This window comes from Micromonospora sp. NPDC023966 (assembly GCF_040639095.1).
In the GTDB taxonomy this organism is placed as follows: Bacteria; Actinomycetota; Actinomycetes; order Mycobacteriales; family Micromonosporaceae; genus Micromonospora.
The window spans coordinates 21171-47426 of record NZ_JBEZZJ010000014.1 but is presented as its reverse complement, the minus strand read 5'-3'; the positions used below and the strand labels follow the sequence as shown (position 1 = coordinate 47426).

At 74.7% G+C, this 26256-nt stretch carries 22 protein-coding genes, 1 tRNA gene and 2 pseudogenes; 10 read left to right on the top strand and 15 right to left on the bottom strand.

Going from position 1 to position 26256, the window contains the following annotated elements; genetic code table 11:
- Window positions 1-9: 9 nt before the first annotated feature.
- Window positions 10-1179 carry an MFS transporter gene (locus AB0F68_RS19360; protein WP_357339963.1) on the top strand — a complete coding sequence of 390 codons (1170 nt, stop codon included), beginning with the start codon at window positions 10-12 and terminating at the stop codon, window positions 1177-1179.
- Between the two features lie 56 nt (window positions 1180-1235).
- On the top strand, window positions 1236-2123 hold the full coding sequence (locus AB0F68_RS19355) for a phosphatase PAP2 family protein (RefSeq protein WP_357339957.1): 888 nt from the start codon (window positions 1236-1238) through the stop codon (window positions 2121-2123).
- 34 nt (window positions 2124-2157) lie between these two features.
- Here AB0F68_RS19355 and AB0F68_RS19350 read toward each other — a convergent pair whose 3' ends face one another.
- The 4 genes from AB0F68_RS19350 to AB0F68_RS19335 form a co-directional block, all read right to left on the bottom strand.
- Entirely contained in the window at window positions 2158-2610 is a 453-nt protein-coding gene (locus AB0F68_RS19350) for a YbhB/YbcL family Raf kinase inhibitor-like protein (RefSeq protein ID WP_357339955.1), read from the bottom strand.
- Window positions 2611-2703: 93 nt separating this feature from the next.
- Window positions 2704-3132 carry a protein-tyrosine phosphatase family protein gene (locus AB0F68_RS19345; protein WP_357339953.1) on the bottom strand — a complete coding sequence of 143 codons (429 nt, stop codon included), beginning with the start codon at window positions 3130-3132 and terminating at the stop codon, window positions 2704-2706.
- Window positions 3133-3209: 77 nt separating this feature from the next.
- Window positions 3210-3854: a response regulator transcription factor gene (locus AB0F68_RS19340; RefSeq protein WP_357339951.1), complete on the bottom strand. Its 645-nt coding sequence runs from the start codon at window positions 3852-3854 to the stop codon at window positions 3210-3212.
- The gene (locus AB0F68_RS19335; RefSeq protein ID WP_357339949.1) at window positions 3845-5017 is read right to left on the bottom strand and encodes a histidine kinase; all 1173 of its coding nucleotides are present in this window, start codon (window positions 5015-5017) and stop codon (window positions 3845-3847) included. Before AB0F68_RS19335 ends, AB0F68_RS19340 begins: the two co-directional genes overlap by 10 nt.
- Before the next feature lie 212 nt (window positions 5018-5229).
- On the opposite strand from AB0F68_RS19335, the gene AB0F68_RS19330 reads away from it, so the two are divergent.
- The gene (locus AB0F68_RS19330; protein WP_357339947.1) at window positions 5230-5802 is read left to right on the top strand and encodes an IS607 family transposase; all 573 of its coding nucleotides are present in this window, start codon (window positions 5230-5232) and stop codon (window positions 5800-5802) included.
- The gene (tnpB, locus tag AB0F68_RS19325) at window positions 5799-7250 is read left to right on the top strand and encodes an IS607 family element RNA-guided endonuclease TnpB (protein ID WP_357339945.1); all 1452 of its coding nucleotides are present in this window, start codon (window positions 5799-5801) and stop codon (window positions 7248-7250) included. The genes AB0F68_RS19330 and tnpB overlap by 4 nt, the downstream gene beginning before the upstream one ends.
- Before the next feature lie 5 nt (window positions 7251-7255).
- On the opposite strand, the gene AB0F68_RS19320 is transcribed toward tnpB, so the two are convergent.
- Complete coding sequence (locus AB0F68_RS19320; RefSeq protein WP_357339943.1) at window positions 7256-8116, bottom strand: DedA family protein; 861 nt, start codon at window positions 8114-8116, stop codon at window positions 7256-7258.
- Window positions 8117-8351: 235 nt separating this feature from the next.
- Between AB0F68_RS19320 and AB0F68_RS19315 the strand changes: the two genes are divergently transcribed.
- The gene (locus AB0F68_RS19315; protein WP_357339934.1) at window positions 8352-9023 is read left to right on the top strand and encodes a maleylpyruvate isomerase N-terminal domain-containing protein; all 672 of its coding nucleotides are present in this window, start codon (window positions 8352-8354) and stop codon (window positions 9021-9023) included.
- 10 nt (window positions 9024-9033) lie between these two features.
- Here the strand turns inward: AB0F68_RS19315 and AB0F68_RS19310 are convergent, their stop codons facing one another.
- A complete protein-coding gene (locus tag AB0F68_RS19310; RefSeq protein ID WP_357339932.1) occupies window positions 9034-9885 on the bottom strand; it encodes a DUF1028 domain-containing protein in 852 nt (283 codons plus the stop codon).
- A 53-nt stretch (window positions 9886-9938) separates the two neighbouring features.
- The gene (locus AB0F68_RS19305; RefSeq protein ID WP_357339930.1) at window positions 9939-11150 is read right to left on the bottom strand and encodes a low temperature requirement protein A; all 1212 of its coding nucleotides are present in this window, start codon (window positions 11148-11150) and stop codon (window positions 9939-9941) included.
- A 201-nt stretch (window positions 11151-11351) separates the two neighbouring features.
- On the opposite strand from AB0F68_RS19305, the gene AB0F68_RS19300 reads away from it, so the two are divergent.
- Together AB0F68_RS19300 and AB0F68_RS19295 are read left to right on the top strand one after the other, a co-directional pair.
- Entirely contained in the window at window positions 11352-12332 is a 981-nt protein-coding gene (locus AB0F68_RS19300; protein WP_357340249.1) for an LLM class F420-dependent oxidoreductase, read from the top strand.
- 1 nt (window position 12333) lies between these two features.
- Window positions 12334-13134 (top strand): SDR family oxidoreductase, encoded by an 801-nt coding sequence (locus AB0F68_RS19295; RefSeq protein ID WP_357339928.1) that lies wholly within the window; start codon window positions 12334-12336, stop codon window positions 13132-13134.
- Here the strand turns inward: AB0F68_RS19295 and AB0F68_RS19290 are convergent.
- From AB0F68_RS19290 to AB0F68_RS19260, 7 genes and pseudogenes are all read right to left on the bottom strand, one after another.
- Entirely contained in the window at window positions 13128-13427 is a 300-nt protein-coding gene (locus AB0F68_RS19290) for a hypothetical protein (RefSeq protein WP_357339915.1), read from the bottom strand. The genes AB0F68_RS19295 and AB0F68_RS19290 overlap by 7 nt on opposite strands.
- Window positions 13428-13537: 110 nt before the next feature.
- On the bottom strand, window positions 13538-15814 hold the full coding sequence (locus tag AB0F68_RS19285; RefSeq protein WP_357340247.1) for a transglutaminaseTgpA domain-containing protein: 2277 nt from the start codon (window positions 15812-15814) through the stop codon (window positions 13538-13540).
- A gap of 89 nt (window positions 15815-15903) precedes the next feature.
- Window positions 15904-17106 (bottom strand): DUF58 domain-containing protein, encoded by a 1203-nt coding sequence (locus tag AB0F68_RS19280; RefSeq protein ID WP_357339913.1) that lies wholly within the window; start codon window positions 17104-17106, stop codon window positions 15904-15906.
- Window positions 17107-17109: 3 nt separating this feature from the next.
- Window positions 17110-18105 (bottom strand): MoxR family ATPase, encoded by a 996-nt coding sequence (locus AB0F68_RS19275; protein WP_357339903.1) that lies wholly within the window; start codon window positions 18103-18105, stop codon window positions 17110-17112.
- Window positions 18106-18134: 29 nt separating this feature from the next.
- Window positions 18135-20699: a fibronectin type III domain-containing protein gene (locus AB0F68_RS19270; RefSeq protein ID WP_357340245.1), complete on the bottom strand. Its 2565-nt coding sequence runs from the start codon at window positions 20697-20699 to the stop codon at window positions 18135-18137.
- 206 nt (window positions 20700-20905) lie between these two features.
- Window positions 20906-21631: a fibronectin type III domain-containing protein gene (locus tag AB0F68_RS19265; RefSeq protein WP_357340243.1), complete on the bottom strand. Its 726-nt coding sequence runs from the start codon at window positions 21629-21631 to the stop codon at window positions 20906-20908.
- 2226 nt (window positions 21632-23857) lie between these two features.
- Window positions 23858-24274 (bottom strand): annotated as a pseudogene (locus AB0F68_RS19260) (tetratricopeptide repeat protein); the annotation flags it as partial.
- A gap of 232 nt (window positions 24275-24506) precedes the next feature.
- Between AB0F68_RS19260 and AB0F68_RS19255 the strand changes: the two are divergent.
- Window positions 24507-24590: transfer RNA gene (locus AB0F68_RS19255), tRNA-Leu, on the top strand.
- Between the two features lie 50 nt (window positions 24591-24640).
- Window positions 24641-24910, top strand: coding sequence for a hypothetical protein (locus AB0F68_RS19250; protein WP_357339901.1), 270 nt, complete (start codon window positions 24641-24643; stop codon window positions 24908-24910).
- Here the strand turns inward: AB0F68_RS19250 and AB0F68_RS19245 are convergent.
- A complete protein-coding gene (locus AB0F68_RS19245) occupies window positions 24885-25970 on the bottom strand; it encodes an integrase core domain-containing protein (protein WP_357339899.1) in 1086 nt (361 codons plus the stop codon). The genes AB0F68_RS19250 and AB0F68_RS19245 overlap by 26 nt on opposite strands.
- Window positions 25971-26049: 79 nt before the next feature.
- Here AB0F68_RS19245 and AB0F68_RS19240 point away from each other — a divergent pair.
- Window positions 26050-26169: pseudogene (locus tag AB0F68_RS19240) on the top strand (SDR family oxidoreductase); the annotation flags it as partial.
- Window positions 26170-26256 lie beyond the last annotated feature (87 nt).

Sequence of the window (26256 nt, the reverse complement as noted above, 5' to 3'; positions counted from 1 at the left end):
CTGCGCGTCATGGTCGCCGACACCTTCCTGATGGCGCTCGGCTTCTACGCGCTGGTGCCGCTGCTGGCGTACCACCTGGTGCACGACCTGGCGCTGAGCGTCGCGGTCACCGGCCTGCTCGCAGGGCTCCGGTCGGTCAGCCAGGAGGGCATGATGCTCGGGTCCGGACTGCTCGCCGACCGCCTCGGTCACCGCCGGGCCATCTGCCTCGGCGTGCTGCTGCGGGCCGCCGGCTTCACCGCCTTCGGGCTGGCCTCCTCGGTGCCGGGTCTGGCCGTCGCCGCCGTCCTGGCCGGCGTCGGCGGTTCGCTCTTCCACCCGGCGAGCTACGCCCGGTACGCCGAACTGACCCCACCGTCGCACCGGGTCCGCGCGTACGCGGTACGCGAGACGGCCAGCAACACGGGGTTCGTCCTCGGTCCGGCGCTCGGCGGGCTGCTCGCCGCCGGCGACTTCCCGGCCCTCTGCTTCGCCGCGGCTGGGTTGTTCCTCCTGGCCGGCCTGCTGACCTGGCTCGGGCTGCCCCCGGACGGGGCGCGCCGCGCGGACGCCCGGCCGGCCGGCGCTCTCCTGCGCACGGTGTGGCGGGACCGCCGGTTCCGCCGGTTCGCGCTGGTCACCGCCGGGGCGTGGGCGCTGTTCAGCCAGCTCTACCTGGCTGTACCGGTCCGGGTCGGGCAGGTGCTCGACGGGCCTGCCGCGCTCGGACTGATCTACAGCACCGCCGCCGTGGTGCTGGTGGTCAGCACCGTGCCGCTGACCCGCCTCGCGGCCCGGCACCTGCGCACCGGCCCCACGCTGGCCTGCGCCACCGCGTTGCTGGGCCTCGGGCTGTTCCTGCTCGGGGTGCTCCCCGGGCTGGCCGGCCTGCTCGCCGGGGTGGTGGTGTTCACCCTCGGCCAGGTGCTCTTCCTGCCCACCGTGAACACCACCGTCTCCCACCTCGCCGCACCGGGGGCGCTGGCCTCCTACTTCGGCGCCAACGGGCTCGGCCTCGCGCTGGGCGCGGCGGTCGGCAACGCCCTCGGCGGCCGGCTCCTCGACCTCGGTGACCGCTGGCCTGCCTGGGCGCCGTGGAGCGTCTTCGCGCTCGTCGGCGTCGCCGTCGCCGTCGCGTATCTGAGGATCACGCCGAGCCCCGTACGGCCGCCGGCACCGCAGACGGCGGCCGGGCCGTGACACCCCGCCCCCGGCCGGCGGCTCGCAGAGCGCGGAAGCCGCGCGGCCGTTACGGTGTGCGGGTGCGCGAGACGGCGAGGGGTTGGACGGCGGTCTGGTTGGTCGTGCTGGCGCTGGCCCAGACGGCGGCGTTCCTGGTGGTGTGGCGCTTCGCCGTGCACACCCAGCTCGGCCAGTGGCTGGACACCGTCGCGCTGACCGGCAACCGGATCGGCCAGGACCGCATCGACGGCCCGGTGGACCGCATCCTCAACGCCATGTCGGTGGTGTCGCTGCTGGTCGCCACCGCCATGATCGGCTTCATCGCGCTGATCCGCGGCCGCAAGGCGCTCGCCGTCACCGCCACCCTGCTCATCGCCGGCGCCAACGTCAGCACCCAACTGCTCAAGCACTACCTGGGTCGGCCCGACTTCGGCATCGACCCGGAACGGGCCGCGGCCGGCAACAGCCTGCCCAGCGGGCACACCGCCGTGGCCGCGTCGGTGGCGGTCGCGCTGATCCTGGTGCTGCCGCCGAAGCTGCGGGTGGCCGGCGCGTTCCTCGGCGCGGGCTATGCGGCCGCCGCCGGGGTGGCCACCCTCTCCGCCGGCTGGCACCGACCCAGCGACGCGGTCGCCGCGTTCCTCGTGGTCGGCGCCTGGGCCGCGGTCGCCGGCCTGGTGCTCCTCTTCTTTCAGCGGGAGCAGGCCGTGGTCTCCCCGGCCGACGCGCACCGGGTCGCCGCCGCGGTGCTCGGCCTCGCCGGGGCCCTCGCCCTGGTGCTCGCCGCGCTCGCGCTGTCCTGGCTGGTCGATCGCTCCACCACGCCCGTCGAGGAACTCACCCGCCGTGCCCTCTTCATCGGGTACGCGGGCAGCGCGGCCGGCATCGCCGGCACGGTCGCCGTGGTGGCCGCGCTGGTCCTGGCGATGGTGCACCGCCTGGTGCCCCGCTGGAAGGGCTGACCGGCCGGGGTCGCCGGCCGGTCCCCGGAGCGGGTCAGCGGTAGTAGGTGCCGACGGTGGTGCCGCTGGCGATCTCCCGGCCCTTGAGCGCGCGGTGCACGTCGGTGGCCTGCGGCGCGCCGGACAGCTCCAGCGGACGGTTCAGCGCGTAGAGGCGGAAGAAGTAGCGGTGGGCCTCGTCGCCGCGTGGCGGCAGCGGCCCGCTCCAGCCGGTCTCGCCGAAGCTGTTCGGCCACTCCTGGCCGCCCGGCGGCAGCCCGCCCTCGGGCACCTCGCCGGGCTCCGGGGAGATCCCGGTGACCAGCCAGTGCAAAAACGGTTCCTTGCCCGCGTCCGGGTCCTCGACGAGCAGGACCAGCTCCTCGGTGGAGTCCGGCACGTCCGACCACTGCAACGGCGGTGACAGGTTCTCGCCGTCCTTGGCGAACCGCCCCGGCAGCAGGTCGTGGTCGTTGAACGCGGTGCTGCGCAGCATGATGCCGGCCATTCGGCGCCCCCTCTCCTCGTCGACCGGCGCGTACCCGGCCGGTGGGCGACGAAACGACGGCGGCAGGGGGTGCGCGGGCCGGTCTTCGGGGGGCTATCGGAACCGGAGTACGAAACGGCGTTGCCAGGGAGTCTCGACGGCTTGCCGGGCGTAGTGCTGCCGGACGTAGGCGACCGCCTGGTCGTTGGGCACGCCGTCGAGCACCGCGAGGCAGGCGAGGGCGGTGCCGGTGCGCCCCTTTCCACCGCCACAGGCGATCTCGACGCGTTCGTCCCCGGCGCGAGCCCACGCCTCCTGCAACGCGTCGGCGGTCGCGGCGCGGTCGGACGGCAGCCGGAAGTCGGGCCAGCGCAGCCATCGATGCTCCCACGGCACCGCTGGTGGCCGGCGGCCGAGCAGGTAGAGGGCGAAGGTGGGCGGCGGGCCGGGCGGGAGCGGGCGGCGGAGTGCCCGGCCGCGGACGAGTCGACCGGAGGGCAGCCGGAGTACGCCGGTCGCTGCGGGGTCCCATGGCGTGGTCATGTGTCGTCAGGGCCACCGCGCCCCGCGGGCGGGGGTACCCGTCCTCCCTTCGATGGCTGCGCAGGCCCGCCGGCCGGCTAGGAGCCGAGGTATCGCAGGATCGCGAGGATCCGGCGGCTGTAGCCGGTGGTGTGGGTGAGGTCGAGCTTGTCGAAGATGGTGTTGACGTGCTTCTCGATCGCGCTCTGTGAGACGTGCAGGCGCTCGGCGACGGCGGCGTTGGTGTGCCCCTGAGCCATGTGGTGCAGCACGTCGCGCTCCCGCGGGGTGAGGCGGCTGAGCGGGTTGGCGTGGCTCGTCGCGGAGATGAGCTGCCGGACGACCTCAGGGTCGAGCGCGGTGGAGCCGGCGGCGACGCGGTCGAGCGCGTCGAGGAAGTCCTCGACCTGGGCGACGCGGTCCTTCAGGACGTAGCCGACACCTTCGGACCGGTCGGCGAGGAGCTTCGCGGCGTAGCGCCGCTCGACGTACTGGGAGAGGACCAGCACGGCGATGTCGGGCCAGCGGCGGCGGATCTCCAGCGCCGCCCGGAGCCCGTCGTCGGTGTTGGTGGGCGGCATGCGGACGTCGGTGACGACGACGTCGGGGCGGTGCTGCTCGACGGCGGTGACGAGCTGGTCGGCGTCGGCGGCGGCGGCAACCACCTGGTGTCCCTCGTCGGCGAGGAGGCGGGCCAGCCCTTCCCGGAGCAGGGTGGAGTCTTCGGCGAGCACTATGCGCATGGCAACTCGGCCCGGATCGTCGTCGGGCCGCCGGGTGGGCTGTGCAGGTCGAATCGTCCGTCCAGCGCGGTGACCCGGCGGGCGAGCCCCTGCAGGCCGCTGCCGTGCGGGTCGGCGCCGCCGCTGCCGTCGTCGCGCACGCGCATCTCGATTCCTGCGTCCCGCGTCTCGATCTCGATGGTGATCAGGGTAGCTCCCGCGTGTTTGGTGCTGTTGGTGATCGCTTCGCAGGCGACGAAGTAGAGCACGGTTTCGATCGGCCGGGCCGGCCGGACGGGCACGTCGTAGCTGATCCTGACGGGGATCGCCGATCGTTGCGCCACCATGGTGAGCACCTCGTCCAGGGTGGTGTGCTCGAGTGCCGAGGGATAGACCCGCCAGGCCACGTCCCGCAGCTCGTCGATGGCGCGTTGGGTGTCCTCGTGGGCCTGCACGAGGAGTTCGCGCGCCCGGTCGGGGTCGCGGCTGCGGCGCGCCCGCCCGAGCAGCATGCCGAGGGCGACGAGGTGTTGCTGCAGCCCGTCGTGGAGGTCCCGTTCGATGCGCTGACGTTCGGCGTCGACCGCGGCCAGCACGCCGGCTCGGCTGACGGTCAGTTCGCTGATCCGCAGCTGCAGTGCCTCGCGGGTGGTGGATTCGAGCAGTCTGCGGGCCAGCCACCGGTCCAGCGTCGCCACGCTGACCATCGCCTGCAGGTTCAGCAGCAGCAGGGCCGCCCCGATGACCCCCTGGAGGAGGAGGTCGGCTGCGGTCATGGTGCCCGCGACGAAGGAGCGCACCACGATGGCGGCGAGTACGACACCGACCACGAGCAGTCCGGCGGTGAGCAGGCCGAGCGCCGCCGGCAGGAGACGGGCGGTGAGATAGCCGAGTACGCGCGGTCCGCTCACCCGGACCGGTGGCGGCGGTGGTGCCGAGGCGACGACGGCGAGGCGGTGCCGCTCCCACTCGGTGATGCGTCGGGCGTACCGGAGGGTGACGGTGCCGAGGCGGCGTCGGGCCGGCGGGACCGGTGCTGCCGCGACCACGGCGAGCCCGGCGAGTAGCAGGAACAGCGCCTCGGCCGCGGCGGTGAGGACGCCGAGCGCCACGTCCGCCACGGGTCGGCTCCACCCCACGGCGCCGGCCCAGGACCGCCGACCGTGCACCGCGCGCTCTGCCACCAGGCCGTCCCTCCCCAACTCGTGGCATCTCGGATCCCCGTCGTCCGATCGATGGCGGCCGGTCACCGGCAACGTGTGCCAGGCCGCCCGCCGACCCTCCCGCTGCCCGTCAACGGGGGCCGTGACGACCTGCCTCCGACCGGCGCGGGGCTAACAACTGTTCGCCATTCTATGGGCAGATGTGGTCATGCATCGTCGCGTATTCTGGTTTCGTGAAGCTTTCGGAGTGGGCGCGCCAGCAGGGCGTGAGCTATCAGACCGCCTGGCGGTGGGTGAAGGACGGGAAGATGCCCGTCCCCGTCCGCCAGGCGCCCTCCGGAACGTGGATCGTGACCGAGCCCGCGAGTGTCGAAGGCCGCGTAGTCGCTTACTGCCGTGTCTCCTCCGTCGACCAAAGAGATGACCTGGACCGTCAGGCAATGCGGGTCGTGGACGGAGCCAATGCGCAGGGTCTCGCCATCAGCGAGGTCCTCAAGGAGGTCGGCTCCGGACTTAACGGCAAGCGGCGCAAGCTGCACCGGGTCCTGGCTGACCCGACCGTTGCGGTGATCGTGGTCGAGCACCGGGATCGGCTCGCCCGCTTCGGCGTGGAACACCTGGAATCTGCGCTGTCGGCGACCGGCCGGCGTTTGGTTGTCCTGAACCCGCAGGAGACCACCAGCGACCTGGTTCGGGACATAACCGAGGTGCTGACCTCGATGTGCGCCCGGCTGTACGGGCAACGTGCGGCGAAGAACCGCGCGGCCCGTGCCGTGGCCGTGGCGACCGGCGAGGGCGCCGGGTGAAGAAATTCCAACCCCAGCCGGGCTTTGTCGTGCAGGCCTACCGATTTGCGCTCGACCCGAACGTGACGCAGGAGCAGGCGCTGCGTTCGCATTGCGGGGCGGCCCGCGCCGCCTACAACTGGGCGGTGTCGTGGGTCTCGGCGTCCTGGTGGCAGCGGCGGGCAGAGGAGTCCTACGGCGTGCCGGAGGAGGAGTTGACCGAGTGGCGGTCGTGGTCACTGTCCACGCTGCGTAAGAAGTTCAATCAGGTCAAGCGCACCGACCCACGGTTTGCCGACTGGTGGGAGGAGAACTCCAAAGAGGCCTACAACACAGGCCTGGCCAACGCCGCCGCCGCGTTCGACAACTATGTCAAGTCCAAGCGCGGGCAGCGTAAAGGCCCGCGGATGGGCGTTCCTCGCCGCAAGTCGAAGCATCGGGCGCGCCTGTCGTGCCGTTTCACCACCGGAACCATCCGTGTCGAGCCTGACCGCCGCCATGTGACCCTGCCCCGGCTCGGGGTGATCCGCACTCACGAGTCCACGCGCAAGCTTGAGCGCCGGGTGACGAACGGTACCGCCCGCATCCTGTCGGCCACCGTGCGGTTCGAGCGGGGTCGGTGGTTCTGCTCGTTTCAGGTCGAAGTCAGCAAGAACGAGCGCACCCCGGCCCGTCCGGATGCGGTGGTCGGGGTAGACCTCGGCGTCAAGTGTCTCGCCGTGGTGGCTGACTCGGCGGGTGAGGTGCGGTACGTGCCGAACCCGGCGCACTACGACCGGGCGCTGAAGGTACTCAAGCGGATGTCTCGCAGGGTCTCCCGCCGCAACGGGCCGGATCGGCGCACCGGCCAGACACCGTCGAAACGGTGGCTGATCGCGAACGCCGAACGTAACCGCGTGCACCACCGGGTGGCGAACCTGCGGCAAGACGGCCTGCACAAACTCACCACCACCATCACCCTTGAGTACGGCACGGTGGTGGTGGAAGACCTCAACGTCGCCGGGATGCTGCGTAACCGCCGGCTGGCCCGCAAGGTCGCCGACGCCGGGTTCGGCGAAATCCGGCGACAGATCACCTACAAGACCGGCTGGGCCGGCGGTGTGAGCATCGTGGCTGACCGCTGGTACCCCTCCTCAAAGACCTGTTCGGGCTGTAGGGCAGTGAAAGCCAAGCTGCCGCTGCACGTCAGAACCTTCATCTGCGACGAGTGCGACCTCATCCTCGACCGGGATGCCAACGCCGCCCGCAACCTCGCTGCCCTCGCGGCAGCCGTAACAACTGGTACCGGAGTGGCCGGAGACCAGGACGCGCAAGCGTCGAAACCGCGTGGAGCCGACCAGAAGACCCGCGCTACCCGCCCCAGCCGTAAGGCCGGGGCGCAGCGGGCAGGTGGCGCAACCCTGCCGCACCAACGGCAGGAAGAAACGCGAGACCGCCATCAGGACACCGAAGCCCCCACGCTTCGGTGACACCGTTACGGACCTTCCGCGCGGAAACGCGTGGACTGCTGAGACCTGACGATGGAATCAGCAACGGTGCCGTACAGTCTGCCGCGTACGGCGTGGGCCGGGCGATCGGCCCCGGGGAGCCCGGATGGCTCGACGCGCGCCCCCGGCCCGTACGGTCCGGGCGTGCTCGGTACCGGCTCGGCGTCCCGGGCCGATCGACTCCGGCGCCTCCCGGCCAGGCGCGACACCACGAAGAACCCCACGGCGAGCGCGCAGACCGCGATGACGGCGTTCTGGAACGTCCCCACGTACGGCTCGACGGAACGCCAGTTCTCCCCGAGCGCGTAACCGGCCATCACGAACGCGGTGTTCCAGATCAGGCTGCCCAACGTCGTGTACAGCAGGAACGTGGCGAACGGCATCCGCTCCACACCGGCCGGGATGGAGATCAGGCTGCGGAAGATCGGGATCATCCGCCCGAAGAAGACCGCCTTCCCCCCGTGCCGGGCGAACCACGCCTCCGTCCTGTCGACGTCACTCAGCTTGATCAGCGGCAGCCGCGCCGCGATCGCGCGAATCCGGTCCCGACCGAGCGCGACGCCGACGGCGTACAGCGCCATGGCGCCGACCACCGAGCCGATCGTGGTCCAGACGATCGCGGCGAACAGATTCATCCTGCCCTGACCGGCGGTGAAGCCGGCCAGCGGCAGGATCACCTCACTCGGGATCGGCGGGAACAGATTCTCCAACGCGACCGCCAGGCCGGCGCCCGGCGCACCGAGTCGCTCCACCAGGTCGGTCACCAACCCGACCAGGCCGGCCGGCGGCGGATCGAACTTCTCGGCCCACGGACCAGCATGCGTCGAGGCGTGCCCCAAAAGGATCATGCCAACGACCCTAGGAACCCACCCGCGGCCCCACCATGAGGTCGACCGCCGACTCCGGACGGCCAACCCCAGTAAGCCCAGGTGTGGAAAACCGCAGCTCCCGCGTCACCCCTCGCGGGTAGGTCCCGTCGTGACGTGGCTGCCAGCGGCCGACCCCAGCCCCGGCCGGCCCGGGCGGCCAGCGAATAATCCGACCGCACACCCATGAGTTCGAAAGCGGAAGCAGGACGGGCGGATGGACACGGTACGGACGGCGTTCCGCGACGAGTGCGCACGGCTGGAAGGGGTGCTGCGCGACCTCGACGAGGCGGACCTGGACCGGCCCACGCCGTGCCCGCCCTGGACGGTGCGGGACCTGCTGGCCCACGTGCGCACCGGCGCCGGGCGGCTGGTCGGCATGCTCGCCGCGCCGGCCCCCGAGCGCGCCGAGGTGGACGCGGCCGGCTACTTCGGGGCGGCCAAGTTCGCGCCCGACGTCGACCGGGACCGGATCGACGGCGCCCGGCGGGAGGCGCGGGCGGTGCCCGGCGTACCCGAGGTGGCGGAGGGCTTCGCGCGGGCCTGGCGGGCCGCCGACGCGGCGGTGGCCGCCGAGCCGCCGGGGCGGCTGGTCCGCACCCGGCACGGCGACGCGATGGCACTGACCGAGTTCCTGCGTACCCGGGTGGTGGAGGTCGCGGTGCACGGCCTGGACCTGGCCGACGCGCTGGACCGGCGGCCCTGGCTGACCCCGACCGCGGCGGCGGTGGTCGCCGACCTGCTCGCCGCCGGCCGGCCGGTGCCCGAGGGCCTCGGCTGGGACGCGCTGACCCTGGTGCGCAAGGCCACCGGCCGGGTGCCGGTGACCGACGCGGAGCGGGCGGTGCTGGACCGGACCGGCTTCCGCTGGCTCTCCTTCAGCGGCTGACCGCCGGCGGTCAGGCGTCCGTGGCCGGCGCGGCGGTGCGCCGCAGGTGGTCCAGGACGACCGGGTCGATCCGGCCGGGGACGATGCGCTCCTCGAGGTTCTCGACGCCGGCCCAGGCGTCGAGCGCCTCCTCCAGCCCGGCGGCGCCGACCGGGTGGCCGGCGGCGGCCAGCAGCGCGGCCACCTCGTCGGCGACCGGGCCGGTGAGGTCGAGCAGGGTGGCCGGGTCGGGCTTGCCGAAGAGCAGGGTGTGGATGTCGAGCAGGCGGCCCAGCTCGGCGACCGGGTCACGGTGGTCGTCGACCCGCAGGTCGACCAGCTCGTCACCGGTGCCGGCGTAGCCGCCGTGGCGCCGCACGACGAACAGGGCGGCGCTCTGCCGGCCCCGCCGGTCGCCGCCGGCCCGGTCCCCGGCGGCCAGCGCGGCCAGCAGCCGCTGCGGGAAGGGCAGCTCGGCGCCGCCGAGCCAGGCGTCCCGGAGGGCGTCGATGACCTCGGGGCCGGCCAGGATGTTGCCCTGCGCGGCCCAGCCGTCGCCGGACTGGCCGCCTGCCCAGGGGTGGCAGCGAGGGCCGGTCCAGGTGGCGCCCTCGCCGGTGGCCCCGACCACGCCGAGCTGCCGGTCGTCGCGGCCCGGGTCGGCGGCGATCAGGGCGGCCACCACGCCCGCCGCGGGCACGCCGGTGCGCAGCATCGCCAGCCCCTGCGACCGGTACGCCAGGTTGGCGTGCGCCTGGCTGGCGAGCGCGCCGACCTCCGCCTCGGCGGCCGGGACCAGCGCCCCGGCGGCGAGGAACTTGCTGGCCACGGCGATGCCGTGCACGAGGCCGTCGGCGGAGCGGGCGACGATCGAGAAGGTCACCCGCGGATGTTAGCGCCGAGGCGGGCGCCTCGGGCGCCCCCGACCGGTCGCGGTCAGAACGGCGGGGCGGCCGCCTCCGGCGGGCGGCCCCAGGCACGGCGGGCGTCGGCCACCGCCACGCCGAGCAGCACGAGTGCCGCGGCGATCGCCGCGGCCAGCGGCACCACCGGCTTGAGCAGTGGCATGAGCAGCACCAGGAGGAGCGCAGCGATCCAGCGCGACGGGGACACCCGGCCGAACACCTCGTACTCGAAGCGGGCACGGCCGAGCAGGAAGAGCGCCGGACCGCCGAGGATCATGGCGAGCCAGCCGACCTCGTTGTGCCCGGTCGGATGCTCGTTGACAAGCTCGTAGCCGATCGCGGTGGCCACCACGCCGATCACCATGACGAGGTGCGTGTCGGCGGCGGATCGGCCGATGGTGGCCGGGTGCGCGGCCCGGGTCACCGCCTCGCCCAGGATCCGCCCGGCCCGCTGCACATAGATCCGCCAGAACAGCACCGTGGTGAGCAGCGCCGCGGCAAAGGCGGCGGTGCGGGTGGCGCTGCCCGGGGCCCGGCTGTACGCCAGCCCGGCGATCAGGATCGTCTCCCCGAGCGCGACCAGGAAGAACTGCTGGTAGCGCTCGGCCAGGTGCTCCCCGTGGATGTCCCAGCGGGAGACGGTCGACCGGCCCAGCCCGGGCACGGGCCAGCCGAACCGAGACGCCAGGTATTCCAGCAGGAGCGCGAGCGTCCACAGCGTCACCCGCGGGCCGGTGGGCAGCAGCGCGCCGGCCAGCCAGAGCACCCCGGTGACGCTGAAGGTGATCAGCATGCGCAGCTTCAGCCGGCGGTGCTGGAGCCGGCGCAGGGTCAGCAGCAGGATCGCCGGCCGGCTGACCTGCACCACCACGTATGCGACGGCGAACGCCAACCCGGTGGAGCTGAAGGCGCGGGGGATGGCCACCCCCATCACCACGCTGCCCACCAGCGCGATGATCACGATTGTCTGGAGCCCGATGTGGTACGGGTCGTAGCGGCTGGTGGTCCAGGCGGTGCCCTGCCAGACCGCCCAGAGCGCGAGGAGCAGCAGCAGCGTCTTGCCGCCCCCGGTCAGGAACGTCCAACTGGTCTTCCCCCCTTCCAGCGCCAGGTCCTCGAAGGCGCGGGCGGACACCCGGGTCAGCGCGAAGACGAACACCAGGTCGAAGAAGAGCTCCAGGAACGTGGCGCGGTTGGGACCGCCCTCCGGCCCGACCAGGGCGGCCGGCTCAGGAGTCCTCACCGCCGCCTCCCGGTCCGCTCCACCTGGCAGTCGTAGCACTCCTTCCGGGCGAAGCGGTGATTATCGCGCGCATCGCCGCTGCGACAACTTCAGCCGGCGCGTGCGGCGCCGGGCCGAGCTGGAGCACCTGGCTGGTTGAGCAGGATCTTGCTCCGGACGACGACGACCGGGCACGATCGACCGGTGACGAATCGATGGGGCATGACGGTGCCACTGGGCGGCATCACACTCGCCGACCACGCCACGGCCTACGCGGCCCTCGACCGGGCCGGCTTCACCGACGTCTGGTCGTCCGAGGTCGCCGGGACCGACGCGTTCACCCCGTTGGCGCTCGCCGCCGCGTGGCCGCCGCGGCTGCGCCTGGGCACCGCGATCGCCCCGGTCTTCACCCGGGGGCCCGGGCTGCTCGCGATGAGCGCCGCCGCCCTCGCCGAGGCCGCGCCGGGCCGCTTCGCGCTCGGCATCGGGGCCTCCTCGCCGGTCCTCGTCCGGGACTGGAACGCGGTGCGCTTCGACGAGCCGTTCAAGCGGACCCGGGACGTGCTGCGCTTCCTGCGGGCCGCGCTGCGCGGCGAGACCATCGACGAGGTGTACGACACCTTCACCGTCCGCCGGTTCACCCTGGAACGCCCGCCGGCCGTGCCGCCGCCGGTGCTGCTGGCCGCGCTGCGCCCCGGCATGCTGCGGCTGGCCGCCGCCGAGGCCGACGGGGTGATCCTCAACTGGCTGGCCGCCGACGACGTGCCCACCGCCCTGGCCGAGCTGGGCGAGCGCCGCCCCGGGTTCGAAGTCGCCGCCCGGATCTTCGTCTGCCCGACCGAGGACGCCACGTACGCCCGGGCGCTGGGCCGCCGGTTGATCACCGGCTACCTCACCGTGCCGGCGTACGCGGCCTTCCACCGGTGGCTGGGCCGGCAGGACAGCCTCGGTCCGATGTGGGAGGCGTGGGCCGCCGGCGACCGGCGGGGCGCCTCGGCGGCGGTGCCGGACGAGGTGGTCGACGCGCTGATCCTGCACGGCTCGCCCGAGGACTGTGTCGCGAAGGCCCGCCGGTACGCCGACAACGGCGTGGACGTGCCCGTGCTGGCGCTGCTGCCCACCCCGGAGCTGACCGCCGGCGGCGCCGCGGCCTGGGCGGGACTGATCCCGCGGCTCGGCGTGACCGGCGGGGAGGCGGGCTGAGATGAACCTGACCGACCGGGTGGCCGTGATCACCGGCGGGGCGGGCGGCATCGGGGCCGCGCTCGGCCGCCGGTTCGCCGCCGAGGGCGCCGCCGCCGTCGTCCTGGCCGACCTGGACGCCGACGCGGCGCGTGCGGTGGCCGAGGGCATCGGCCCGGTGGCGCACGGCGTCGGGCTCGACGTCACCGACGAGGCGCAGGTGCGGGCGCTGGCCGACGAGACCGAGCGCCGCTACGGCCGGATCGACCTGTTCTGCGCCAACGCCGGGGTGGCCACCGGTGGGGGAGTGGAGGCGCCCGACGCCGACTGGGAACGCGCCTGGCGGGTCAACGTGATGGGGCACGTCCACAGCGCCCGGGCCGCGCTGCCGGCGATGCTCCGCCGCGGCCAGGGCTACCTGCTGTTCACGTGCTCGGCGGCGGGCGTGCTGACCGCGGTGGGCGACGCCCCGTACACCGCGACGAAGCACGCGGCGGTCGGCCTCGCCGAGTGGCTCGCCATCACCTACCGGGACGCCGGCGTCCGGGTCAGCGCGCTCTGCCCGCAAGGCGTGGACACCCCGATGCTCGCCGGCGGCCTGGCCGCCGGGCACCTGGGCGCCCGGGTGATCGCCGCCTCCGGCGCGGTGCTCACCCCCGACCAGGTCGCCGACGCCACCATCGCCGGGCTGGCCGAGGAGCGGTTCCTCATCCTCCCGCACCCGGAGGTCGCCGGCTACGCCCGCCGCCGCGCCGAGGACCCCGACGGCTGGCAGGCCGGCCTGCGCAAACTCGTCCGCAAGCTGCGCGCCGCGGATCAGTAGGAGGCGCCGTCCCCGCCGCCGCTTCCGCTGTCGTGGTGGCCGGCGGCGTCGCCGTAGGCGCTGTTCTCCAGGATCGCCGCCGAGTGGCGGTCGCCGGGGGCGGCGCCCCGCTCGAAGGTGTCCCGGTGCCGCCGGGGACCCGCCCGGCGCAGCTCTCGTGCGGCCTTCCGGGCCGCCGCCAACTGATCCGCCCGGGTCGGCTCGCGACGGGTCCGTGCCCGCCACCGCCAGCCGGCGGTGACCGCCACCCCGACGCCCACCACCGCCGGCACCACCCACATCACGACGGCCATGTCCTCACGCTAGGCGCCCCGCGCCACACGCCGCCCGCACCGCTTCCGTTGAATTCCTGGCCTGAGTTGTCGTTCGTCCCAGGCGAAAGGTCGCCAGATCGGGCGTGGGGTCAGCGGCGCCAGCGCAGCGGGCCGGGGTGGACGGTCCACAGGAGGCGGCGCCACGCGGGACGGGCGGCGCGCAGCGCCGCCACGTAGCCGGTGGTGAGCGTTGCCGCCCGCTCGGACTGCGCCGGGGTGGCCGTGCCGGGGGCGAAGGCGACCTGGTTCAGCAGGTCGGCCAGCTCGTCCACCGGGCCGCCCGGCAGGTCGGCGACCGGCGCCGCGCCGGGGCTGCGCACCGGGCCCGGGGCCGGGACCGGCGGCGGCGGGGCCTGCGCGGCCTGCGCCTCGACGAGGGCGCGGTGGGCCCGGTCGGCGACCTCCGCGGCGGACAGGTCCGCGCCGACCGGGTGGCCGGCCAGCCGCAGCGCGTCGGTGAGCTCCCGCCAGGCGCCGGCGATCCGGCGGCCCGGGTCACCCTGCGCCAGCCGGGCCCGGGTCAGGTTGCGGCGCAGCGCGGCCAGGGTCAGCAGCAGCGCCCCGGCCAGCAGCACCAGGCCACCGACGCCGCCGCCGACCAGCACCGGCGTGCCGGGTCCACCCGGCCCGCCGGACCGGTCGGGGCCGGCCGCCGCCGGCGGCGTGGCGGTGGGTTCCACCGTCGGGGCGGGCACCTCGGACGGGGGCGGGTCCTCCGGCTTCGGCCGGAAGTCCTCCTCCACCGGGCGCGGCTGTTCGTCCGGGCGCGGCATCGGGTCGAACGGCACCCAGCCGACGCCCTCGAACAGCACCTCCGGCCAGGCGTACGCGTCCGCCGCCCGGACCGGGCCGTCCGCCTTCGGCTCGAAGCCGACCACCACCCGGGTGGGCAGGCCGGCCAGCCGGCCCAGCACCGCGAACGCCGCCGCGAACTGCTCGGAGGTGCCCCGCTGCCCGCCACCGTTGCGCGGTCCGAAGAGGAAGAACGCCAGGTTCGGGTACGCGTGCCCGCTCGGCGCGTCCGCGGTCACCCGGTAGTGCTCGGCCAGGAAGTCCGCGATCGCGGAGGCCCGGGCGTACGGGGCGCCGTTCTCCTCGGCGAGCTGGGTGGCGAGCCGGCGCAGCTGCTCCGGCGCCCCGTCGGCGACCCGCAGCACCCGGGCCACCGCGTCGCCGGCCGGCACGTTGGCCGTGCTGAGCAGGTTCGTGTCCGGGCGTTCCCGCACCGAGGCGACCGTGTACCGCAGCCCCGGCGTCAGCCCCTCCGGCCGGATCAGCGTCCCGGTCGCCGGGTCGTACGCCACCCGCGCGCCGGTCACCTCGCGCGGGGTCGGCACGGCGGGCAGCAGCCGGCCGGTCAGGTCGGCCACGGTGATCTCCTGGCGCACCGGCTCGGTGGCGGCGCCCGGCGCCGGCTCGGCGGCCGGCAGGACCCGCCCCGCGTTGCGGTACGTCGCGCCCACCCGCCAGGTCACCCCGTCGTAGTCGCTGAGCACCGCCAGCCGGATTCGCGGCGGTTCCGCGCCCGCCTCGGTCCGCACGTCGAGCAGCTTCTGGTCCGGGTTGAGCGCCCACCCCGAGATCCGGATCAGCGGGTTCTCATCCAGCGACTCCACCTGCGGCGGCTCGACGTAGCGCCGCGGGTCGACCGGGCGGTCGTCGATCTGGCCGGCCACCACCGGGGCGAGCAGGGCCGCGAGGGCCACCAGCACCGCCACCCCGGCCGCGCTCGCCGCGAGCAGCCGCAGCCGCACCGCCGCCCGGACCGCCGGGGCCAGGCCGGCGACCGGATCGGCCGAGGCCGGGCCGGCCCGCCCGGCGGGCGCCGCCAGGCCGACGGCGGCGACCGCGGCGAAGAGCACCGTCGGCCCGACCGCCGGGCCGGCGTTCGGCCCGACCACGTAGAGCGCGCCGGCGTAGAGCAGCACGGGGGGTAGGTAGCCGAGCAGCACCCGGCCGGCCCGCAGCGCCACCTCGGCGGCGGCCAGCCCGGCCAGCCAGGCGGCCACCACCGGTAGCAGCACGGTGTCCGGGGCCGGTTCCACCGGGATCATCGCGGTGAGCAGCCGGGGGATCGCGTTGCGGGCGGCGTCCGCCGCCACCTCGCCGAGGCCGCCGGGCAGCGCCGCGTGGCTGGTCGCCAGCCGCAGCGACAGCAGCGTCCAGCCGGTCAGGGCGGCCACCGACAGCGGCGCCACCAGCCAGGACGGCAGCCGCCGGGCGGCCACGCTGACCAGCACCGAGCCGATCGCCGCGCCGGCGGTCAGGCGGGTCAGCAGCGGGTCCGCGTACACCCGGCCCAGCACCACGCCAGCCAGGACGATCATGACGATCAGCGCCAGCGGCACCGGCACGGCCCGCAGCATCCGGGTTGCCAGCCTGCCGCCGGCCGGCGCCGCGGCGTTACCCGCCTCGCCGGCCGGCGCGTCGACGCCCGGGCGCGGCGGGGGCACGGTCACCACCGGCGGATCCCGTCCCACTCGGCGGCGAACTCGGCGCCGTCGGCCGCGTCCACCACGACCAGGCCCGCCGCGCCGGCCGCCGTCGGCTCCGCCGCGCCGAACATCCCCACCACCAACGAGGGGTACGCGCCGCGTAGCGCGCCCACGTGCCCCAGGTCGCCGCGGGCGCCCGGCCCGGTGAGGAAGACCAGCGTGTCACCGAGCCGCTCCTGCCGCAGCCGGGTCAGCGCGGCCCGCAGCACGTCCGCCCCGCCGTCGGCCAGCTCGGCCGCGGCGAGCCGGTCCAGTGGGCCTCTCGGCGGCTCGGCGCGTCTGGCGTCGCGCGGCGACCTGGAGCCGTCGCCGTTGCCGGCCGGCTCCTCCTCGGGTGGCGCGACCAGCAGCAGGCTCACCGGCAGGTCCTCGCGGGTGGCGGCGGCGACCACCGACGCCGCCGCCTCGCACCCCGACTCGAACGACTCGGCCACCCCGGCGTCCCGGTCCGGGTGGGCGGCCGCCCGGTTGTCCAGCACCACCACGAGCCGGGGCAGGCTGGTGTCCACGTTCTCCCGCACCATCAGCTCACCCACCCGGGCGCTGGTCCGCCAGTGCACCCGGCGCAGCTCGTCACCGACCACGTACTCGCGGAGCGAGTCGAAGGTGATCGAGCCGTGCGGCACGCTGTCGGTGCGCCCGTCCAGGCTGCGGCCGGCGCCGGTCGGCACCGCCGAGAGCGGGTGGATGCGCGGGTGCACCCACACCGGCACCGGGTCCCCGTACGCGCGGGCCAGCGCCACCAGGCCGAGCGGGTCGCGGCGGGTCACCCGCAGCGGCCCGACCGGCACCACGCCCCGGCGCCGGGTCGGCACCGGGTAGCGCACCTCGGTGTCCCGGCCGGGACGCAGCCGCAGCAACGGCACCGGCACCGGCCGGCCACCGCACCGGTCCTCCGCGACCAGGTTCGCCGCCCGCAACCGGCCGGTGTTGCGCACCGTCAGCACCATGGCCGCCGGCTCACCCCGGGCCACCCGGTCCGGGTCGGCCACCCGCTCGACCGTCAACCGGGGGCGCCAGGCGGCGGTCACCAGGGCGTACCCGACCGCGATTCCGGCCGCCGCGCCGAGCACGGTCAGCTCCGGGTACGCGTACCGGAAGCCGACGCCGAGCAGCACGACGGCGGCGACGAGCAGCCCGACGCCGCGGGCGGTGATCCCCACCGGTCAGCCGTGGACCGGGGCGGGCTGGCCCGACGGCAGCGGCACCGGCACCGAGGCGACCGCCTGGCGCAGCACGTCGGCGGAAGTCACCCCACGCACCTGCGCGTCCGAGGTGAGCAGCAGCCGATGCGCGAAGACCGGCTCGACCAGCGTCTTCAGGTCCTCCGGCATGATCCAGCCCCGCCCGTCGATCAGCGCGTACGCGCACGCCGCCCGGGTCAGCGCGATCACGCCCCGGGGGCTGACCCCGACCCGCACCTGCGGGTGGGTGCGGGTCGCCGCGGCCAGCCGCACCGCGTACGCGTAGAGCGGCTCGGCGATGTGCACCCGCCGGGCCATCTTCACCATCTCCCCGACGGTGGCCGTGTCGGTGACCGCGGTGAGCGAGTCGGGGGAGCGGAGGGTGGCGCCCCGCAGCACCTCCACCTCGACCGCCTCGTCCGGGTAGCCGACGGAGAGCTTCACCAGGAACCGGTCGAGCTGAGCCTCGGGCAGCCGGTAGGTGCCGTCCATCTCCACCGGGTTCTGGGTGGCCACCACCAGGAACGGCTGCGGCACCGGGTGGCGTACGCCGTCCACGGTGACCGTGCGCTCCTCCATCACCTCCAGCAGCGCCGACTGGGTTTTCGGCGAGGCCCGGTTGATCTCGTCGGCGATCACGATGTTGGCGAACACCGGTCCCGGGTGGAACTCGAAGCCCCGGGTGGCCTGGTTGAAGATGGTCACGCCGGACACGTCCGAGGGGAGCAGGTCCGGGGTGAACTGGATGCGCCGCCACTGCCCCTTGACCGTCGCCGCGACGGCCCGGGCCAGGGTCGTCTTGCCCACCCCGGGCACGTCCTCGAGCAGGACGTGCCCCTGGGCGAAGAGGGCGGTCAGCGCCAGCCGGACCACCTGCGGCTTGCCCAGCACGACCGCGTTGACGTTCTCGGCCAGCCGGGCGGCGAGGGCAGCGAAACCCTGCACCTCCGGCTGGGTGAGCGGTTCGTGGGTGTTCACGGGCGGGGGTGCTCCTCGGTGCGGCGCGGTCAGCAGGTGGGCAGGAGGTTGATGTTGTCGCCACCCTCCAGGTTCAGCCAGGCCCACGGGATGTAGTTGCGTCCCGAGTACTCGACCTGCACCCACCAGGTGCTCTGCTTCTGGTTGTTGTAGATCCAGGAGTCGACGTTGTCGCCCTGCTTCTTGCAGTACGCCTTCAGCCGGGTGCCCGGCTTCGCCCAGCCGACCTGCTTGGCGTTGAGCTGCTGCGGCACCGAGAAGATCTCGTTGCCGTTGCGGCCGTCCACCTCGGCATTGCAGTAGGTGCGCTGGTCACCGGTCGGTCCGTTGTTGCAGGTGGCGATGCCGTACAGCGGGTCGGTGCTCTGCGCCTGCGTGTCGGTGCCCTTGCCGGCCGCGTTGCTGGCGGTCACCGTCACCGTGTACGCGGTGCCCGGCGTAAGCCCGGTCACCCGCAGGCTGGAGCAACTCCCGCTGGCCGTCTTGCCGCCGGTCGCGGCCGTGCAGGTCGCCCGGCCGCCGCCCGCGTCCACCGTGAACGTCACCGTCACCGAGGTGGCGTCGGCCGACGAGCCGGTCACCGTGACCCGGGGCGCGGCCACCGTCCGGGCGGTGGTGCTGGCCACCGCGCCGGGGCCGGCCTCGTTGACCGCCTTCACCTTGACCGTGACGTTCTGCCCGTCACCGAGCCCGCCGATCGTGGTCCGCACGTCGGTCACCTCGGTGGTCTTCCCGGCGGCCTCCACCACGTACTTCGTCACCGGGCGGCCGTTCTCCACCGCCGGCGCCCACTGCACCGCGATGGTGCCCGGCTGGTCGGCCACCGTGGACGCGTGCAGCTCGGTCGGCGCGGCCGGGGCGGTGAACGGCACCACCGTGTTGCTCACCGGCGAGGCCTTGGACCCGGCGCCCTTGTCGCTCACCGCGATCACGGTGAAGGCGTACTGGGTGCCGTACTCCAGCTGGCCGGCGGGGATGACCAGCTCGGTCTTCGGCGACTCGCCGGCCGGGGCGCTGGCGCCGGCCGAGCTGGCGGTCACCGCGTACTTCGTGACGGTGTTGCCCTGCCCGTTGGCCGCCGGCCACTTCACCAGCACGGTGCCGTCCGGCCGGGCCTCGGCGGTCACGCTGGCCGGCGGGTCCGGCACGGCGGCGGTCGGGGTCACCGGGTTGCTCCTGCGGGCCGGCCCATCGCCCTTGGCGTTCACCGCGTGCACCGAGAACGTGTACGTCTCGCCGTTGGTCAGCCCGGTGATCTCCAGGGCCCGCTGGTTCGCGCCCACCTCGTGGCGCTGGCCGGCGCCCTCCACCACGTACTTGGTGATCTCCGCGCCGTTGGACGAGGCCGCCTGCCAGCTCACCCGCGCCGACGCGTTCCCCGCAGCGGCGGTCACCGCACGCGGCGCGCCCGGCTTGCCCACCTTCGGCTTCTTCGGTGGGGGCGGCGGCGGGGCAACCGGCGGCGGGTCCCCGCCGAGCACGTCGTTGGCGTACTTGTTGACCTCGCGGACCTGGTTCCGGTCGTCCACGACCCGGGCGGTCGACGAGTTCGGCGGGTTGATGAAGAGGTGGTTCTCGCGGACCTCCAGCTCCATCGGGCCGGGCCGGCCGGAGCCCTTGATGGTGTCGACGAGCTGCCCGTTCGCGTCGAACGAATAGACCGTGCCGGTGTTCTCGTCGGCGCAGTAGAAGCGCCCCGCCCAGGCCACCGCCGGGCTGAGCCGCTCACCCGAGCCGGGCACCGTGAACCGATCCACCTCGGCGCCGTCGCGGACCACGTGCACCTTCCGCTCGCCGGCCACCGTGACCGGCACCTGCGGGCCGCTGGTGCGCGCCGGCAGGCTGCCCGGGGCGGTCATCGTCAGGTTGGCCCGCTGGGTCCGGCCGGCCCGCACGGTAACGAGCGAGGCGGAGGTGCGGTCGAGCACCGCGACGCCGTCGTCCAGGGTGGACACCACCAGCTCGTGGGCGGGCTCGGCCACCTCGTACGTCTCGACCCGCTTCGGGCTGAGCCCGGCCGGCGGCGCGGCGCCCGGGGTGGCGGGCAGCTCGGCGGCGGTGACCGCCGAGACCGTGCCCTCGCTCGGCACCGCGATCCACAGCTTCCCGGCGCCGTCGAACGCCCCGCCGGTGATGCCCGGCGGGTAGCGCACCGGCTCACCCATCGGGGTCAGCGACCGCGGGTCGAGCTGCCGGACGATGCCCTGCACCGCGTCGACGACGAACGCCGCGTCCTCCTGCAGCGCGACGCTCACCCCGAAGCCGGGGGCGGTCGGCGTGGTCGCGGTGATCTGGAGGGTGGCCAGGTCCAGCGAGCTGACCTGGCCGGTGTTCAGGTCGCGCAGGATCAGCAGCCGATCGGTCTGGGCGACCTGCATCTGGTGCCGGCGCCCGCCGGGCACCTCCATCCGGGTGTCCACCCGGGCGGTGACCCCGTTGACCCGGGCCAGCTCGCTGCGGCTGGTGCTCCACAACCAGGAGGAGGCGTCGTAGTTCGCCACCGCGTTGTCGGCGGCGCCCAGCCCGAGCACGGTCAGGCCCATCGCGGCCAGCAGCGCGGCCACGGTGCCGATGGTCACCAGCCCGCCCCGCATCCGGGACCGGGGGCGGGCCGTCTCCGGCCCGGTGCTCGTGACGTCCTCGATGGTGGTCACTTGCGGCTGCCTCCCCGCGTCGGTGGGGGAGGGCGCGCGCGTGGTCGACCCTCCCCAGAGCCGGGAGCCATCATAGGGGCCGGCCGGTGCCGGTGAAACCCGCACCGTCCCCCTGTGGACACCGAGCGTGTCGTAGCGGCGGCCGGTCAGTCGGGCGTCGTGCCGCCCTCCCGGTCCGTGCAGACCTGGCCCGACGTGGCGTAGGTGTCCGTCGAGTAGACGGCCAGCACCGTGAAGCAGTAGTCCAGCTTCGGACTCAACCCGTTCACCGTGTAGCGGGTCTGCCCGGCGTCCACCGTGGCCATCACCCCCAACTTCTGCCCGGCCCGGCCGCCGGCCACCACGAACGGCACCCCGCCGCCCGTCGGGTCGCTCCAGGTGACCGTGATCGTGGTGGTGTCGTCCTGCAACCGCAGGTCCCCCGGCGGTGGACCGCTCACCTTCGGCTTCGCCGCGCTCGGCGCCGGCGCGGGCGGCGGCGCCGGGTCCCGGTTGAGCAGGACGGCGCCCGCACCGACGGCGGCCGCCACCGCGACCACCACGGTGCCGATCACCACGGCCACCACCGTCCGGTTGCGGCCGCGCGGCTCCGGCTCCTCCGCCGCCGGGTACGCGGCCGGCTGGTGGAACGCCGGCGGCACCGCCGGCCAGGCCCCCTGGCTCGGGTACGGCTCCGGCGCCGACTCCTTCGACTCGGGAAACGTCAGCAGGTCGTCATAGACCGGCAGCCGCCGGGCCGCCTCGTCACCGCTCTCCGGCGCCGGATCGGGGTCCACCGCGGCCGGCTCGTCCACGACCGGCTCCGAGTGCGGGTCGCCGGGCCGCTCGACCGGCTGCGGCGGGGCCGCGCTGCTCCACGGCGGTGCGGTCATCCCCCAGGGCGGCACGGGCGACGCGCTGACCGGAGCGGCGGCCGGCGGCCCGCTCGCGGGGTACCCGGGCGGCCCGCCGACCGGATATCCGGGCGGGCCGCTGACCGGCTGGCCGGGCGGTGGGGGAGCGGTTGGCGGCGGTCCGCTCGCGGGCGGCGCGCTGAACGGCGGGTTGCCGCCCGGCGGGGCGGCGAAGGGTGTTCCCGTGCCCGGTCCGGCGTTGACAGGCGGACCGCCGATCGGCCCCGTCAGGGGGGCGCCGCTGGTCGGCGGTCCGCTGACGGGCTGGGGTGCGAAGGGCGCGCCGCTGATCGGTGATCCGCTCACCGATTGCGGGGCGGCGGGCCTACCACCGACCGGCAGGCTGCTGACCGGCTGCGGTGGGAAGGGGGCGCCGCCGCCCGGTGGGCCGCTGACGGGCTGAGATGCGAAGGGTGGACCACCGCTCGGTGGGCGGCTGACCGGCTGCGGCGTGGCGGGCGTGCCACTGGCCGGCGGCCCGCTCACCGCTGGTGTGGGCACCCGACGGTCACCATCCGGCCGACCGTCGATCGGCGACTCCGAGCCCGGCGTGCTGGCCTGGGGAGGCGGCAGGGCCCCACCGGAGGCCGAGGTGTCGTGGATCGCGCTGGCAGCGGGACCTTCCACCGAGGGCCGATCGTCCCGCGTGGCGCCGCCCGACGGCGACCCGCTCGCCGGCCGCGCCCCGACGGGTGGCTCGGCGACGGTGGCTCCGGCGCCGGCCGGAGCGGCCGGCGGACCGCTCACCGGGGGTGCGCTCGCGGGCGAGGTGCCCGCCGGGGGTGCACCGGCCGGCGGGCCACTCACCTGAGCGGTCGCACCGGCACCAGCGGACGACGAGGCCGCGCGCCGCTCCGCCTCCTCCTGGAGCAGCGGGCCGATCTGCTGCACCCGGATGGTCGGCTTGTCCCATCCCGGCCCACGGGTTGCGGGGGCGTCGGCACGCTCACCCGCACCGGACCCGCCCGCTTCCGGGGCCGGTTGGACGGGAGTCCGGTGTGGTGGGACGGCCGGCACGGGTGCGGCTGCCGGCGGGGCCGAGGTGGGCGCCGGAGCCGGCGCAGCGGTCGCCGGCGGGCCGGAGGCCGGGATGGACGGAGCCGGAGGCAGCACGCCGGACGCGGGCGGGGCCGAGGTCGGGGCCGGGATCCTCGGCGCCGGCGGCACTGCCGCCGGGGCGGGCGGAACCGACGGTTTCGCCGCGCCGGAGGTCGGCGCCGCCGCCGTGCCGGGTGCGGGCGGCACGGAGGCCGGGCGGCCCGGAGGCGGGATGATCGGCGCCGGCGGCAACAGGCCGGGCCTCGCGGCGGCGGGCGGTGCGGCCGCGACCGGCGGCATCTGCTTCGGCGCGGGCGGTACCGGGGCCGGCGCGACGGGCTGCGCCGAACCGGGTGGTGGTCCCGGGTGTGGCGCGGGTGCCGCAGCCGGAGGGGGTGGGGTCTGCGCCGGCGGCGCCGACACCGGCGGGGCGGGTGGCGCCGAGCTGGGCGTGGGCGGCGCGGGGTGCGTGACGGGCCTTGACGAGCTGGATGTGGGCGGCGTGGGATGCGCGGCGGGCGCCGAGGTGGGCGTGGGCGGTGCGGGGTGCGTGGCGGGCGGCACGGGCCCCGGCGGGGCGGGGATCAGCGGCGGCGCCGGGATCAGCGGAGGCCGAGGGGCGACTGGCGTGACCCCGGGCGCCGGCGGCACGGCGGTGACCGGTGGTGGCGCCGGGACGGCCGGGGTCGGCCCGGCGGCGGGCGGTGCGGGGAAGGGAGTTGTCGCTTCCGCCGGCGGCGCCCAGCCGCTCGGCGGGCCGACAGGCGCACCCGGTCCGGAGGGCGGGGCCGGGGGAGCGGACCTTGGCGCGGGGACGACGGGGGGCGGCGGCAGCGGTGTCGAGGCGGGACTGGCGCTGGTCGGCGCCGGCGGGATCGGCGGCGGTGGCGGCAGGGGCGCCCCCGGACCCGGGGCCGGCGGCGCCCAGGAGACCGGTCGAGCGGGCCCCGGAGGCGGTGCCCACTCGACACCGGGCACCGGCGGCGCGGGGGCGGGCACCTCCGTGGCGCCGGGCCGGGGCGCGGCGGGCTGCGCCGGGAACGGCTGCTGCATCGCGGGCAGCGACATGGTCGGCCCGGACAGTGCCCCAGCGGGCTGCGGAACGGCAGCGGCGGCCGAGCCGCCGGGGTGCGGACCGGGCGGGACGGGAGCGGCGGCGGAGCCGCCGAGGTACTGGCGGGCTGCGCGTACCGCGGGGTGGTCCGGACCGAGCACGGCGGGCCCGGCGGTGGCCACGCGGGCGTAGTTGCGACGGGCCTCGTGCCGATTGCCGAGTTCCTCCGCCACCCCGGCGAGGTCGAAGCTGAGCGCGAGCATCAGGGGGTCGCCGTCGCCGCGGCGACGCTCGCCGGCCGCGTACGCCTCTTCCAGGACCCGCCGGGCGGCGGCCGGGTCGTCGGCCTCGCGGTGCAGCCGGGCCAGCAGGTGGCCGGTGGCCAGTACGTCGGGGTGGTCCTCCCCGTAGGCCGGTCGGGCCGCCGCGATCGCGTCGGCGAGCAGGCGGCGGGCGGTCGCCAGATCACCCGCGGAGCGCAGCGCGAGGGCCTGGTGCTGAGCGGCGGTCAGGGGGGAGGGGTGGGACACGTGAGCAATGCTGCCCGGAATCGCCGGTTCCTCGCTACCCGGCCCCCAGGATCCGGTATCGACTGCCGGCGCCGGCCGCCGTAGTGTCGCACTGACCTGCGGAAAGGCGACAGTGTGACGGCGATGTGCATGATCCATCCGGGCCGTGTACAGTAATGCCCCGTGCGGCCCACCGGGGCGGCCGAACCGGTGACAAGATCACCTCGGCCGACAGGGTAGGCTGGACGAGCAGGTCCGGGTGGCGGAATGGCAGACGCGCTAGCTTGAGGTGCTAGTGCCCGTATAGGGCGTGGGGGTTCAAGTCCCCCCTCGGACACAAACCATTACCCCACGGTGCGCGCTTAGATCGACTGAAGCGCGCACCGTTTGCGTTTCCGGCTGGTAGGTGAGCCGAAGGCCGAGTTGGCGGTAGACCTCGGCTTTGTCCGCGGGGTCGGCGTCGCGAAGGGCCGCGGCGATTTCGCCGAGGGTCGTCACCAGGGCTGTGATTTCCGCTCGGCTCATCCGGCGTGGGCTGTTGCCCGCGTTCGCGTCAAGCTCTGCTTCGGCGCGGGCGCGTTCGGTCTGGGTTTGAGCGATCCTGTGCCGTTCGGAAACTCGTCGCTGCTGGTCAGGCTGCATATCTGTATTCGTTGATGACGCCGCCGAGCACTTGGGTTCGAAGGAGTCGGTGAGCGGTAAGGTCGGTCACGGGCGCGGGGTGCTCTTTAGCGAGGGGAGGTAGCTGTCCTCGAGCCTGGTGCGGGCGGTGGCGGTTGTAGTGGCGGGCGTAGGCGTCGAGGACGTGCCGGGCGTGGGTCTCGTTCCAGATCAGCAGGTGGTCGAGCGCTTCGCGCCGCAGGGTTCCGATGACCCGTTCGCAGTGGGCGTTCATGCGAGGAGCCCGCGGAGCGGTCCTCACGGCCTCGATGCCGTCGGCCGCGAAGACCGCGTCGAATGCCTTGGTGTACTTCGTGTCCCGGTCGCGGATCAGGAAGCGCAGCGAGTTGACCCGTACGCCCAACTCGGCGGCGAGGTTTCTTGCCTGCTGTACCGTCCAGGATGCCGTCGGATGCGCGGTCACCCCGGCGACGTGCAGTCGTCGCGTGCCGTGTTCGAGGAACACCAGCGCGTACACCCGGTGCAGGTCGACCAGGTCGATGTGTACGAAGTCGCAGGCGATGACGCCCTCGGCCTGCGCAGTCAGGAACTCGCGCCAGGTCGGGCCGCTGCGGCGCGGGGCCGGATCGATGCCGGCAGTGGTAAGGATCTCCCAAACTGTCGTGGTGCCGATGGGACGCCCGAGGCGAACAAGTTCGCCCTGGATCCGACGGCAGCCCCAGCGCGGGTTCTCCCGAGCCAGCCGCAGCACCAGTGCCTTCACCGCGCTCCCGGTCGGCGGCCTGCCAGGTTTGCCTCGGCGCATGCTGTAGTCCCACTTGCTCGCGATGAGTCTGCGGTGCCAAGCGAGCAGGGTCGCGGGCGTCACCGGGAACACCTGCGCCCACCGGCGTCGGGGTATGAGCGAGGACAGCGTCGCGAACCACAGTCGGTCCGCCGGGTTGTACCGCATCGGTCCCGTGAGCTGTCTGCGTAGCACCGCGTTCTCATGCCGCAGCACGAGCAGTTCGGCATCCTTGGCCGCGTCCCGGCGCAGTAACACCGCCGGGACCGTGAGCAGCTTGCGTGCTACCTGGTACACCAGTGAGACGATCACCTGGACAAGCTTCCGGCAGGCCGTCGTGGCGCGCCACACCCACTTCGAGCAGCAGCGATGAGTTTCCGAACGACACAGCACCCCGGACGCCATCGCGAACGCCGCGGTGTACTTGGCCAGCGACGAGTCCGAGTTCGTGCACGGCATCGTGCTCGACGTGGACGGCGGCCGCACCACCGCGGCCGTCATCGCCGGCTGACCCGCCGCAGCGGGCCGGGGCGCCCGGGAACACGTCGCCGTCGCCCACGTACCCCCCCGGTACGTGGGCGACGGCCAGGTACCTCGG

Coding starts and splice junctions, on each gene's coding strand:
- AB0F68_RS19360 (WP_357339963.1), top strand. CDS start 10: ATGGTCGCCGACACCTTCCTGATGGCGCTCGGCTTCTACGCGCTGGTG.
- AB0F68_RS19350 (WP_357339955.1), bottom strand. CDS start 2,610: ATGGCCGGCATCATGCTGCGCAGCACCGCGTTCAACGACCACGACCTG.
- AB0F68_RS19345 (WP_357339953.1), bottom strand. CDS start 3,132: ATGACCACGCCATGGGACCCCGCAGCGACCGGCGTACTCCGGCTGCCC.
- AB0F68_RS19340 (WP_357339951.1), bottom strand. CDS start 3,854: ATGCGCATAGTGCTCGCCGAAGACTCCACCCTGCTCCGGGAAGGGCTG.
- AB0F68_RS19320 (WP_357339943.1), bottom strand. CDS start 8,116: ATGATCCTTTTGGGGCACGCCTCGACGCATGCTGGTCCGTGGGCCGAG.
- AB0F68_RS19315 (WP_357339934.1), top strand. CDS start 8,352: ATGGACACGGTACGGACGGCGTTCCGCGACGAGTGCGCACGGCTGGAA.
- AB0F68_RS19300 (WP_357340249.1), top strand. CDS start 11,352: ATGACGGTGCCACTGGGCGGCATCACACTCGCCGACCACGCCACGGCC.
- AB0F68_RS19295 (WP_357339928.1), top strand. CDS start 12,334: ATGAACCTGACCGACCGGGTGGCCGTGATCACCGGCGGGGCGGGCGGC.
- AB0F68_RS19290 (WP_357339915.1), bottom strand. CDS start 13,427: ATGGCCGTCGTGATGTGGGTGGTGCCGGCGGTGGTGGGCGTCGGGGTG.
- AB0F68_RS19285 (WP_357340247.1), bottom strand. CDS start 15,814: ATGCTGCGGGCCGTGCCGGTGCCGCTGGCGCTGATCGTCATGATCGTC.
- AB0F68_RS19270 (WP_357340245.1), bottom strand. CDS start 20,699: ATGCGGGGCGGGCTGGTGACCATCGGCACCGTGGCCGCGCTGCTGGCC.
- AB0F68_RS19265 (WP_357340243.1), bottom strand. CDS start 21,631: ATGACCGCACCGCCGTGGAGCAGCGCGGCCCCGCCGCAGCCGGTCGAG.